The organism is Ferdinandcohnia sp. SAFN-114 (assembly GCF_059415045.1).
Genome location: NZ_JBPFDQ010000034.1, coordinates 41,227 through 53,712, shown reverse-complemented (window position 1 = coordinate 53,712; position 12,486 = coordinate 41,227). Strand labels below are relative to the sequence as shown.

The following is a 12,486-nucleotide window of genomic DNA, read 5'->3' as shown; positions in this document are numbered from 1 at the left end:
GGAAAAGCGTGAGACTTGAGACCCCGCAGGAGCGGCAGCGACTTGTCCAGTTGTAGCGGCTAGAAACTCGAGAAATTCCAAGTCCTCCTTCAGAGGCAAATTACGCCTCTTTGTCGGAGTGGTCAATTTTCTCGTTTCTGTGCAAGCCGCCTCCACATCTCGTTAAGGAGGCTCAAGCCACGCCCGCGGAAAGCGTCCACCTGAAGCGGAAGTCAACGTTATAAAAAACAACAAAGTTTGCGAAAACGGCCTTTTAGAAAGAAGGGATTCGCTCGATTCATGTTGAAATAAAGAGAGAAGGAAAGGTAAGGGAGCGACATACATTGTGATCATAACGGAAACAGACCCTATTTTAATAAAGAAGTTGCAACAAAAAAACATGGATTCAATCATCGATTGGTTTGAACAAAGAAAAATAAACTTGTACAAGCTTGCCTCTGTCTATATAAGAAATATGGAAGACATTCAAGAGATTTTTTACAATGTGATGATAAAGGTGCAGGCGGAAATACATAGGAAAAAAAAGCAGGCTTCCTCTGAAAATTGGGTTGTTTCCCTGTTTATAAAAGAATGTAAGCTCAGAAATATGCAAGTAACAGTTGAGAGTGTACTAGATAAACTTAATGAAATTAGCAAAGATGTTCTCGCTTTAACATATATTCTTAGCATTCCCCGTGAACAGGTAGCCGATATTCTAGAAATCCCTGTCGAAACAGTAAAAGCCCATTTACATAAAGGTATTCGGATTTTGAGTGGGGGAGAAGAAGTTCATTATCAAGAAAAATACATTGATTATTTGAGCCGAACATTAGATCGTCCTTCTAAAATAGATTTTGAGATTCATTTACACAGTTGTGAAATCTGTCAAAGCGGTCTAACAGTATTCCAAGCTACAATTTATTCACTAATTGAAGAGGCTGATGCGATTGAAGTTCCTTCACATTTTTTTGATGATGTGAAGACAAGGTTAATTGAAATCGAAGGATTTAAGAAGAGGAAGAAACAGAAACGAACCAAAATAAGTATTGGAATTGCATCTTCACTCGTCTTACTACTCTTAATCGGGTATGTAACGAACGGATTTGCTTATATGTATTACTCTTGGCTTGACCTGCGTGATCAAGAGGATGAGCAATTATTAGCTTACTTAAAAAGTGGTATCGGGGAACCACTTAATCTTGTTCAAGAAAGCAATGGAATAAAAGTTACGATAAAAAGTGCTATCGCAGATGATTTTCAAACATTAATCTATTATGAAGTTGAAAATCTTGAAAATAGTGAACAATATGGAATTAATTTTTGGAATGGTGTATTTGTAGAAGAGGAAATGAACACCTTTGATCAACAGGCCATTCCCATCAACCATTTACCGGTTCAAGCCCTTGAAAGTGAAGGGGATGTCTTTAAGGGAATACTAAGTTTATTACCCGTTTCATCCGAAACAAAAACCATAAAACTGAATCTTTCAAAACTGCAAAAGATGGAAAAGAATGCTGAAAACTTTGAATGGATGGATGTCTATGGAGAAGGTTCGTTTTTCCCTGGTGAATGGAATTTTGAAATACCAGTTAAGAAGAAAGAATCGTTCGAACATGTCGTCCACAAAAAATTCAAAGTAGATGGGTTTCCAGTTGAGATAGAGAAATTGATTATAGCTCCAACCATCACGCTTCTTCAATATCGTTTTGAACCATATAGTGGTGATCAATATATTAATGAACTGTTTTTTGAAGGAATCCAAACAAAGAAAAAGAAGGCAAAACCATTTGGATGGAGTGTTCCTATACAAGGTGGGGATAGGCAATACAACACTTATCAATCACCTTTTGATTCTCTTTATTTTGAGAAGCCAAAAGAAGTCAGTCTTTTATTAAGCTCATTATACTACACGAAGAATGATGCCTATAAAGTAGAAATAGATATCAACAAACCATTTCCACAAACCTTTGAATATCAAGGTAGTGACATTTCAATTGATAAAGTTGAATTAGGTGAGCCTACAAAAATCGAAATTACAGCTGAAATGAATGAAGGACGAAAATTTGAATCGCTTCATTTTGAAGTACTAGGACAAAATAACAATTCTGCTATGTCTATGGGGATGACGGATAGCGATGGTGTATTTGTTGACCTGAATGGGAAAATATATAACCGTGATGAGTATGTCCAAAATGCGTATATGTATGTGGGAGACCATCCTCGTTATTATCAAACGAAAGTATTACTTGAAGTCTATGGAGAGAGTTCTACTGAAGAGAGTGTTCCTGGGTGGTTACAAATTCACGGTTATTGGGGAACTACCTATCTAGATGATAAGGTCAATATTAAATTGAAATAAGAAAGCTCAGGTAATCCTGAGCTTTTTACATCTTATCTTTTCGAAATTGTAGGTATTCTTTTTTAGCGGAAGGATTTTCTTCAAAAAAGTCAATTAAGGTTGATAAGCATAAGGAGGTTTCCTTACTTATATAATGTTCGAGCTTTTCAACTTCTTCATAAATATTCTTATCCTGAACGCCAATCATTTTTAAAAAGTCTTCAAGCATCTCATGTTTTTCTACTAACTTTTTTGCAATCGTGCTTCCTTTTTCGGTTAACACAAAACCTCTATATCTTTCATAAATCCCAAAACCTTCCTCATCCAACTTTTGCATCATCTTTGTAACGGAGGAAGGGAGGACATTTAATGAAGAAGCAATATCCACGCTTCGAGCGTAGCCTTTTTGCTGAATCGATAAATAAATTTTTTCTAAATAATCTTCCATACTTGGTGTTGGAATCGTCATTACCGCCTTTCAAAAAACTCTCTATTTATATTATATAATGAAATGCGGATAATTTTCTATCTAATCTTCCAAATGAAGTCGGATATCATCCGTACGAAAACCTATTGACGTTTCCAAATCAAGAACATCTATAGAAATAACTTCGTTTTCTTGCAATTCGATATTTGGAAAAGTAACAGATCCACTTTTGTCATCCGTAATTTCATAATATTCATAGTCTGCAAGATTTAACCGATAAGCCACATTCTCCTTTTTTTCGATATCAAAGGTCAAACTGTCATCCGTAACTAAAGACAACTTAGGGGTTTTCAATTTCCGGTTATCATCGATCATTATTCCAGTTTCTCGTTCAATAAATTGTTGCAATTCTTGATTTCCTAAGACATTCGTAAGTAGCTGATTTTCATGCTCGGTTCGCATATAAAACGCTTCATTCGAATAGACATCATCTCGATCTACTTCATTGATTGCCCCATATAATAGAACATAATCGTCAGCAAAAATTTCCTGCGGGTACCACTCATGTGCTGAGATGGAGTAATTAAAAAATGAAGACCATTTAACAGGTATATCATCTAACCCTCTTAGCTTTGACCACTTTGAAAAAGGAAAATGATGCGATGGAAAATAATAGTATGCAAAATGATGACCATACTCATGTGATAACGTATCTCGGTATTCTCGAGCGTTTGTATGTTCATTTCCTTTATAAAGCGTAATGCTGCTAATAAACGGATGATAGATTCCTGTAATACTATTATTTGAAGGTGATGGACCATCCATGACGCGAACTTCTTGTAACAGGTTCATTTCCTCACCGTGTTTGTTTTTTATTAGTTCCTGATAAAGTTCCTCTAATTGTTGCTCATTCCAGTTTTCTGAATAGCTTAGAAATAGAACTCCATTTGGTGATTCGTATTTAGCATAATATGAAGCGTTATACGTGATAGGGTCTAAGCTTAGTAGAATTGGAAGGCTACATAATACGAATAGAAATACAATTATTCTTTTCCTCAATAACCTCACTCCCCAGTATATATCTTATCATTCTTGTAACACCTGAATCTCTGTTTTATTTTGCCAGAACGGCTTCGTCGTTTATAATGAAAAAGGAAAGTTTTTGAAACTATGAAAAATGGGCTGGTGAAATAAATGAATCGTGTTGTCATTGTTACTGGTGCAGCAAATGGAATTGGCAGAGGTATAGCGAATAGTTACGCAAATAATGGAGATAAAGTTATCTTAGCAGATATTGATGTAGAGGCAGGAACAAAACAAACCCTTGAACTTCAGGAACAAGGTAAGGAAGCCATGTTTATTAAAACAGATGTAAGAATTGAGCAGGATATCAAAAATTTGATAAACCAAACCTATCAAACCTATGGTAAAATTGATATTTTAATAAACAATGCAGGAAAAGGTTTGTTTAAATCACCATTCGATGTCACTGTTGAAGAATGGGATGACGTGATTCATACGAATTTACGAAGTGTTTTCTTATGCTCGAGAGAAGCTGCAAGATATATGAAGCAATTTGGCGGCTCAATCGTTAATATTGCGTCAACAAGGGCCTTGATGTCTGAAGCCCATTCAGAAGGATATGCAGCAACAAAGGGTGGAATCGTTGCAATTACTCACGCACTTGCTGCTTCATTTTCAGAGTATCAGATAACAGTAAATGCCATTTCACCAGGTTGGATAGAAACAGGTAATTATGAAGAACTTCGTAAAGAAGACCATGACCAACACTTTTCTAAGCGGGTCGGTACTCCAACTGACATTGCAAATGCATGTCTATATCTAACCGATTCGAAAAATAATTTTGTTACGGGGATTAATCTCGTCGTAGATGGAGGAATGACGAGAAAAATGATATATGAGGAGTAACAAAGAGAGGAAGCTTTATAGATTATGAAACTTGTATCTTGGAATGTAAATGGATTACGAGCATGTGTTAAAAAAGGCTTTTTGGATTATTTCAATGAAATGGATGCTGATATTTTTTGCGTGCAGGAAACAAAACTTCAGGAAGGTCAAATTGAACTAGACCTTGAAGGCTACCATCAATATTGGAACTATGCGCTTAAGAAGGGCTATTCAGGAACTGCTGTTTTTTCAAAAGTAAAGCCCCTTTCGGTTTCATATGGTGTTGGAGATGAAAACGAAGAATCAGAGGGAAGAATTCTTACATTAGAATTCGAAGATTTTTATTTAATTAATGTCTATACACCGAATTCACAAAGGGATCTAGCAAGACTGAACTTCCGGCTTGAATGGGAAGACCGTATGCTTGCTTATCTTACTCAATTAAATGAGAGCAAGCCAATCATTATGTGTGGTGATTTGAATGTTGCTCATATGGAAATTGACCTAAAGAATGCAAAATCAAATCGAGGAAATTCTGGATTTACCGATGAAGAGCGTGGAAAAATGACCAATTTACTCAATTCTGGATTCATTGATTCCTTCAGATATTTTTATCCAGACATAACCGATCAATATACATGGTGGAGCTACATGCGAAATGTGCGTGAAAAAAATATTGGGTGGAGAATCGACTATTTTATTGTATCTGAACAATTTAAAGACCGTCTAAAAGATTCCCATATTCACTCACACATCATGGGAAGTGACCACTGTCCGGTTGTTTTGGAAATTCATTGATAGGAAAAAATTTAAAGGAATACTTTAAAGAAGGACAAACATAGATTACAATAGGTATGCTATAGAATTGACTTTGTAGCATCTTATTTGGAGGTAAAAATGGATAATTGGATAACAGATTTTATGGATCAATTTGGGTATGTTGGAATTTTTCTATTAATTGCACTAGAAAATATCTTCCCACCCATTCCTTCTGAGGTGATTTTAACCGCAGGCGGATTTATGACCACAATCACGAAATTAACCGTGGCAGGGGTTATTGTTGCTGCAACACTGGGATCAGTTGTAGGTGCGATTATTCTATATGGAATTGGACGCTTACTTGATGTTGAGCGATTAGAGAAAATTGTTGACCGCTATGGTCGCATTTTACGAGTAACAAAAGAGGATATCTATAAAGCAGATGCTTGGTTCGATAAATATGGATATTGGACTGTATTTTTCTGCCGGATGGTTCCATTAATCAGGAGCTTAATTTCCATTCCAGCAGGGATGTCCAATATGAACTTTTGGATGTTCATTCTCTTTACAACGCTTGGAACATTAATTTGGAATGTGATTCTTGTGATGCTAGGAGCTGCATTTGGTGAATCTTGGGACGTTATTGTTCATTACATGGACATTTACTCGAATATCACTTATGCATTGATTGCATTAGCGGGAATTGGATTTCTTGTTATATTTTTCACCAAGAGAAAATCAAAAACGAGATAATTAAAAATGTTTCGGGCGCACGTCTAATAGGCGCCTGAATCTAGACATTTAAAAAAGGAGTACTTTACGTCTGATGGAAATTATTGAAATCATTAAAGCGATTATTTTAGGACTGGTTGAAGGCTTAACAGAATTTGCCCCAGTCTCCTCGACAGGTCACATGATTATTGTCGATGATATGTGGCTAAAAACAGAGGAGTTTCTTGGAAAATATCCAGCGAACACGTTCAAAGTTGTGATTCAACTCGGCTCCATACTAGCTGTTGTTGTCGTGTTTAAAGACCGATTTATTGACTTACTTGGACTTAATCGAAAAAACAAAATTGTTCCAGTTGGAGCAAAACACTTACGTTTAACACATATTATTGTAGGGTTAATTCCTGCAGGTGTCCTTGGAGTATTATTTGAAGATACAATTGATGAATATTTATTCACAACTGAAACTGTATTAATTGGACTAGTGATAGGTGCAATCCTAATGATTGTCGCTGACCGATATAGTGCTAAACATCCAAATACGCAAACTGTAGATCAAATTACGTATAAACAAGCATTAACAGTTGGTCTTATTCAATGTTTATCACTTTGGCCAGGATTCTCACGTTCAGGTGCGACCATCTCCGGTGGTGTATTAGTAGGACTTAGCCATAGAGCAGCTGCAGATTTTACATTCATCATGGCTGTTCCAATCATGGCAGGAGCAAGTGGAATATCGCTTCTAAAAAACATAGAGTATTTTTCAATGGACGCACTTCCAGTATTTATTGCAGGATTTATTAGTGCATTCGTATTTGCTCTAATTTCAATTCGCTTCTTCCTACGCCTCATCGATAAAATTAAGCTATTACCATTTGCCATCTACCGAATTGTACTAGCCGCTGTTATTTATTTTGTATTTTTATAAGTTAGTTATAAAGCATCTAAGTTGGGATGCTTTTTTTATGCAAATAAATAACAAATCGTTCTTCATATTACCTCCATTATTGTATAAAATATGGTAAAGATTCCATACTTGTACAATAGAAAAAGAAAAGGGAGGAAAACCATTATTCGAACGAAAAATCTTATACTAACTGCTGTACTATTACTTGCAATAACTTTTATGCCTTCTATCCACCCACAACAAGAAATAGCAAATGCTAACGCAAACCAAAAACAAGTGCTTGCACAACTTAATCAACTTGTTCTCAATGAACCCAACCTCAAAGGTGCAATTGCTGGAATAAGTATTAGGTCAGCAAAAAGTGGAGAAATCTTATATCAACATGCTGGAGATGTTAGACTTCGACCTGCGTCCAATTTAAAACTAATTACAGCAGCAACGGCATTATCTGCTCTTGGTGAGAATTATCAGTTCTCAACTGAAGTTCTCACAGATGGGAAGCTTGAGGGTAATAAATTAACAGGTAATCTCTATTTGAAAGGGAAAGGAGATCCAACATTACTCCAACAAGATTTAGATTTACTTGCAAAGAAAATCAAGAAATCTGGAGTTGATGTGATTTTTGGAAATATTATCGCGGATGATTCTTGGTATGATGATGAGCGTTATTCAATTGATTTAACCTGGAGCGATGAGACTTATTATTATGGTTCAGCTGTTTCAGGGTTAACAGCCTCTCCGAATAAAGATTATGATTCAGGAACTTTAATTGTCGAGGTAGCACCTGGAAAGAAAGCGGGAACCAAAGCTGAAATTTCAGTCCAACCCACGAACAAATATGTCAAAATCATCAATAACACAAAAACGGTACAAAAAGAAGAGAAAAAAGACATCGATATCATTCGTGAACATGGAGAAAATGTGATTACGATTGAAGGTACAATACCTGTCAATGCACAATCGGTACAAGAATGGATGACGGTGTGGGAACCTACAGGCTATACATTGGATTTGTTCAAGCATGCATTAGCGAAGAACGGAATCCATGTGATTGGAACAGATGGCCTTGCAAAAACTCCAGAAGATGCAGAACTACTTGCAATTGATCAATCCATTCCATTAAAAGAACTCCTCATTCCTTTTATGAAATTAAGTAATAATGGACACGGTGAAACACTCGTAAAAGAAATGGGACGTATTCGTAAAGGGGAAGGGAGTTGGGATAAAGGGATTGCTGTTGTAAAAGATGAGCTTCGAAAAATCGGAGTGGACCCAAGTAGTATGGTCATTAGAGATGGCTCAGGAATTTCACATGTTAATTTAGTGTCCGCCAACGACATATCCAAGTTGCTTTATCATGCTCAAAAGCAATCCTGGTTTCCTACTTACTTAGAAGCATTACCTGTAGCAGGCAATAGTGAACGACTTGTGGGTGGATCATTACGTTATCGCATGAAAAATCCTGATATGGCCGGGAAGGTAAAAGCGAAAACTGGAACAATTCGAACCGTGAGTTCATTATCTGGGTATATTAAGACGAAGAGTGGGGAAGACCTTATCTTTTCTATTCTTTTAAACAATTTAATGAATGATGCGCATGGAAAGCCAATTGAAGATAAAGTCGTTACATTACTATACAACTATTAAGAGCAGGCCTCAATGGCCTGCTCATTACATTGTTTTATTCAGCTTTTCCAGCTTCGATTTCAATAGAAATTTTAATTTGGTCCCCAACAAGAACGCCACCTGTTTCAAGGGCAGCATTCCACACTAAACCATAATCGCTACGATTGATCTTTCCTGTTGCACTGAAACCTACTTTTTCGTTGCCCCATGGATCTTTGCCTGCACCTTCAAATACAACCTGGAACGTTTCAGATTTAGTAGTACCACGAATTGTTAAATCACCAGTAACATTGTATTCATCATCATCCGTTTTTACGATAGAAGTAGATTTGAAAGTCATTTCTGGATGATTTTCTACATCAAAGAAATCAGCAGAACGAAGGTGGTTATCACGATCACCATTCTTTGTATTTACACTTGCAAGATCAACTTTGAATTCAATATTTGCTGATGTTAAGTCCGCAGGATTTGCTTCAATAGTAGCCTCAAAGCTCTCAAATGAACCTTTCACCTTTGCAATCATCATATGCTTTACTGAAAAATCAATACTACTGTGTGATGCGTCAACTGCCCATTTTGTGTTTGCCATATTAATATCCCCCAAAAAGTTATTTTAGAATCATAAATCTTAAATTCAAGATATATTACTTTAAGATAAATTATAATGTCCTATTTATATTCTGTCAATCAACAAAGTAGATATTTTTTTTAAAAAAACCAATCGTTTTATATAAAGCATAATGCTATGAAAAGAAGGGGAATTTAAGAAAATAAATAAATGTTTCTTTCCAACGCTTGGAGGTACTAAAAATGCTTGCTGAGATTTTAATCCTGGTTCTTTTGATCTTATTAAATTCCTTTTTTGCAGCATCTGAAATGGCAATGGTCTCACTAAATGATAATAAAGTAAAATTGATGGCTGACAGTGGGGATAAGAAAGCTATTTTGTTACACAGACTACTATCGAACCCAAGTGGATTTTTAGCAACAATACAAATAGGTATTACATTAGCAGGTTTTTTAGCGAGTGCATTTGCTGCTGGAAGCTTTGCTACATATTTAACTAAATGGTTAATTGACCTTGAAGTCCCAATTGCACCAGCTCTTCTGGATACAATTTCAGTTGTAGTCATAACACTCATACTATCGTACTTTACATTAGTAATAGGAGAACTGGTACCAAAAAGGCTGGCGTTACAAAAAGCAGAGGAAATCTCATTAATTGCTGCTAGACCTTTAACGCTTTTATCCAAGATTACACTGCCCTTTGTTAAGCTACTAACGATATCAACAAATGGAATTGTTCGATTATTTGGTGTCGATCCCAATGCAGAGGATGAAAATGTAACAGAAGAAGAAATTCGGATGATGGTCGATGTTGGTAAAGAAAGAGGGACTATACAAGAATCAGAAAAAATTATGATTAACAATATTTTTGAGTTTGATAATAAAACAGTGTCGGACATCATGACACATCGTACGAATATTATAGGAATACCGCTTGATTATACATTGAAAGAAATTATTCACCTCGTAACAGTAGAAAAATACACACGTTTTCCTGTTTATGATGAGAGTATTGATCAGATAGTTGGAATTCTACATTCGAAAGAATTAATAAAGTTTGTTGATGACTGTGATGATGTATCGTTTAACTTAAAAGACCTGCTAAGAGATCCTTACTTTGTATTGGAATCCAAACACACGAATGAATTATTTAAGGAATTGCAAAAAAATAATATCCATATGGCCATTGTTATCGATGAATATGGTGGAACAGATGGGATTGTTACGATTGAGGATTTAATTGAAGAAATCGTCGGAAATATTTTTGACGAATATGACGATTATACAATTGAGGATGAAGAATACATTCAGCTAGATGATATGACATACTCCATGGCTGGGACGATTAACTTATATGAAGTAGAGGATATTCTAAAGGTTAATCTTCCAACAGATGAATATGATACCTTAAGCGGCTTTGTGATTGGTCAATTGGGATATATCCCTTCAGGAGATACTTTCCCAGAGATTGAATACGAAAATCATACTTTTAAAGTTGATGCAATGGATGAGAAACGAATCATGAGAATAAAGGTTATTAACAATATTGCTACAGAAGATAAGGACAAAAAAGAAGAGTAAGAAAAAGGTGTTCCAATTAAATTTGGAACACCTTTTTTAAATAACACCCAGACTATCTAAAAATACAATGATAATTACAATTGGAACAACATAGCGAATTAAAAAGAACCAAACCTGTATCACAATAATCGGAAATTTGCTGCCCATTTGCAATTCTTTATAGAGTGCTTCTCGCGGAACTATAATTGACACGAAAATCGATATAAAGAAAGCCCCAATAGGTAAAAGAATGTTACTTACAAGAAAGTCAGCAAGATCAAAAATGGATTTTCCAAATAAACTAACATCGCTTAATACTCCGAAAGAAAGGGCAGATGGGACACCCAGTAAAAAGATTGCTATTCCTGCCATCCACGCATTGTTTTTTCGTTTCTGTTCGTTCTCCTTTGACAAGATTGCTACAATTAACTCAAGCATCGAAAAAGCGGACGTAAGAGTAGCAAATAAAAATAAAAGCAGGAATGCTAATAAAAATAAAATACCAAAAGGCATTTTTCCAAAGACAGTAGGTAACACATTAAATAAGAGGACAGGCCCAGCATCAGGCTCTAATCCAAAAGCAAAAACAGCTGGAAATATTGCTAACCCTGCCAATAGTGTAACGAGAATATTTAACCCCACAATCGAGAACGCTGACTGTACCATGTTTTCCTTCTTCGAAAGATAAGAGCTATAAGTTAACATTGTACAAGCCCCAACACTAAGAGCAAAAAAGGATTGACCAAGTGCAAAAAGAACAGTATCAGAAGTAAGTGATGAAATAGAAGGTTTTAAAATAAACAGGATTCCTTCAAGAGAACCTTCAAGCGTGATTGAACGAAAAATAATAACGATGAAAAGAATAAAAAGTGCAGGCATCATCCATTTACTCGCCTTCTCAATACCAGCCTGGACTCCTTTTGCAACTACAAGAATCGTAATTAACATAAATAATAGTTGTGCGAGCACAACTAGAAATGGATTTGCAATGGTTTCTCCAAAATACGCACCATACTCAGATTCCGTTAAACCATTTAATTTACCAATACTGCCACTTACCAAATAAATTAAAATCCAGCCACCAACAACACTATAAAAAGAAAGTAAAACCGCATTTGTAAAAAAACCTAATCGACCAACGATATGCCAGTTCGTTCGTGGTGCTAATTCTTTAAAGGATTGAATCGCATTTTTTTGAGTCTTTCTACCAATTACAAATTCAGCTAATAAAAGGGGTAAACCTATTAACAAAGTGAATATAAGAAAAATAATAAAAAAAATTCCACCACCGCTAGTACCTGCCACATAAGGAAATTTCCAAATCGCCCCTAATCCGATTGCAGATCCTGCTGCTGCTAAAATAAAGCTTAATTTTGATGACCATTGTGCCGTTTGCTTCAATCAAATACCTCCATTGCAACTCATATTATTATATTTTTTGTAACGTGAAATAAAATAAAACGTATTATCATACGAAAACAAAATATCTTTTTACGCAATTCGAAAAAATTTATAAGCTGAAAGTGTAAAATCTTCAGAAAATAATTGACGGAAGGCGTCTAGAATGATAATATTACGATTAACCAATGGCATACATTAACGCTTTTTCGCTTTTATGCAGTAAAGTGAAAGTGTATGAATATTATTATTCTAGTAAAGTAATAGCTTACTAGAAAATCAAAAAAG

Annotated in this window: 11 protein-coding genes; 7 read left to right on the top strand and 4 right to left on the bottom strand. The window is 35.5% G+C overall.

Features of this window, described 5'->3' with window-relative positions; all coding sequences use genetic code 11:
* Positions 1-325: 325 nt before the first annotated feature.
* Complete coding sequence (locus ACR65M_RS12685) at positions 326-2,338, top strand: DUF4179 domain-containing protein (RefSeq protein ID WP_440273473.1); 2,013 nt, start codon at positions 326-328, stop codon at positions 2,336-2,338.
* A gap of 25 nt (positions 2,339-2,363) precedes the next feature.
* Here the strand turns inward: ACR65M_RS12685 and mntR are convergent, their stop codons facing one another.
* Complete coding sequence (mntR, locus tag ACR65M_RS12680) at positions 2,364-2,780, bottom strand: transcriptional regulator MntR (RefSeq protein ID WP_341333538.1); 417 nt, start codon at positions 2,778-2,780, stop codon at positions 2,364-2,366.
* A gap of 66 nt (positions 2,781-2,846) precedes the next feature.
* Positions 2,847-3,803: a hypothetical protein gene (locus ACR65M_RS12675; protein ID WP_341331662.1), complete on the bottom strand. Its 957-nt coding sequence runs from the start codon at positions 3,801-3,803 to the stop codon at positions 2,847-2,849.
* A 135-nt stretch (positions 3,804-3,938) separates the two neighbouring features.
* Here ACR65M_RS12675 and ACR65M_RS12670 point away from each other — a divergent pair, with 135 nt between their 5' ends.
* From ACR65M_RS12670 to dacB, 5 genes are all read left to right on the top strand, one after another.
* Positions 3,939-4,673 carry a glucose 1-dehydrogenase gene (locus tag ACR65M_RS12670; protein WP_341331663.1) on the top strand — a complete coding sequence of 245 codons (735 nt, stop codon included), beginning with the start codon at positions 3,939-3,941 and terminating at the stop codon, positions 4,671-4,673.
* Between the two features lie 24 nt (positions 4,674-4,697).
* Positions 4,698-5,450, top strand: coding sequence for an exodeoxyribonuclease III (locus tag ACR65M_RS12665; RefSeq protein ID WP_341331664.1), 753 nt, complete (start codon positions 4,698-4,700; stop codon positions 5,448-5,450).
* A gap of 99 nt (positions 5,451-5,549) precedes the next feature.
* Positions 5,550-6,164, top strand: coding sequence for a DedA family protein (locus tag ACR65M_RS12660; RefSeq protein ID WP_341331665.1), 615 nt, complete (start codon positions 5,550-5,552; stop codon positions 6,162-6,164).
* Positions 6,165-6,237: 73 nt separating this feature from the next.
* Complete coding sequence (locus tag ACR65M_RS12655; RefSeq protein WP_341331666.1) at positions 6,238-7,068, top strand: undecaprenyl-diphosphate phosphatase; 831 nt, start codon at positions 6,238-6,240, stop codon at positions 7,066-7,068.
* A gap of 198 nt (positions 7,069-7,266) precedes the next feature.
* Positions 7,267-8,694: a D-alanyl-D-alanine carboxypeptidase/D-alanyl-D-alanine endopeptidase gene (dacB, locus tag ACR65M_RS12650; RefSeq protein ID WP_440273476.1), complete on the top strand. Its 1,428-nt coding sequence runs from the start codon at positions 7,267-7,269 to the stop codon at positions 8,692-8,694.
* A 34-nt stretch (positions 8,695-8,728) separates the two neighbouring features.
* Here the strand turns inward: dacB and ACR65M_RS12645 are convergent, their stop codons facing one another.
* Positions 8,729-9,262, bottom strand: coding sequence for a YceI family protein (locus tag ACR65M_RS12645; protein ID WP_121448678.1), 534 nt, complete (start codon positions 9,260-9,262; stop codon positions 8,729-8,731).
* 221 nt (positions 9,263-9,483) lie between these two features.
* Between ACR65M_RS12645 and ACR65M_RS12640 the strand changes: the two genes are divergently transcribed.
* Positions 9,484-10,821: a hemolysin family protein gene (locus tag ACR65M_RS12640; RefSeq protein ID WP_341331668.1), complete on the top strand. Its 1,338-nt coding sequence runs from the start codon at positions 9,484-9,486 to the stop codon at positions 10,819-10,821.
* Between the two features lie 36 nt (positions 10,822-10,857).
* Here the strand turns inward: ACR65M_RS12640 and ACR65M_RS12635 are convergent, their stop codons facing one another.
* Positions 10,858-12,201, bottom strand: a complete 1,344-nt coding sequence (locus tag ACR65M_RS12635; RefSeq protein WP_440273472.1) for a sodium-dependent transporter — start codon at positions 12,199-12,201, stop codon at positions 10,858-10,860.
* Between the last annotated feature and the right edge of the window lie 285 nt (positions 12,202-12,486).

Bases quoted from the DNA above. Each gene is read 5' to 3' on its own strand.
- ACR65M_RS12670 (WP_341331663.1), top strand. From the start codon at position 3,939: ATGAATCGTGTTGTCATTGTTACTGGTGCAGCAAATGGAATTGGCAGA.
- ACR65M_RS12665 (WP_341331664.1), top strand. From the start codon at position 4,698: ATGAAACTTGTATCTTGGAATGTAAATGGATTACGAGCATGTGTTAAA.
- ACR65M_RS12660 (WP_341331665.1), top strand. From the start codon at position 5,550: ATGGATAATTGGATAACAGATTTTATGGATCAATTTGGGTATGTTGGA.
- ACR65M_RS12655 (WP_341331666.1), top strand. From the start codon at position 6,238: ATGGAAATTATTGAAATCATTAAAGCGATTATTTTAGGACTGGTTGAA.
- dacB (WP_440273476.1), top strand. From the start codon at position 7,267: ATGCCTTCTATCCACCCACAACAAGAAATAGCAAATGCTAACGCAAAC.
- ACR65M_RS12645 (WP_121448678.1), bottom strand. From the start codon at position 9,262: ATGGCAAACACAAAATGGGCAGTTGACGCATCACACAGTAGTATTGAT.
- ACR65M_RS12640 (WP_341331668.1), top strand. From the start codon at position 9,484: ATGCTTGCTGAGATTTTAATCCTGGTTCTTTTGATCTTATTAAATTCC.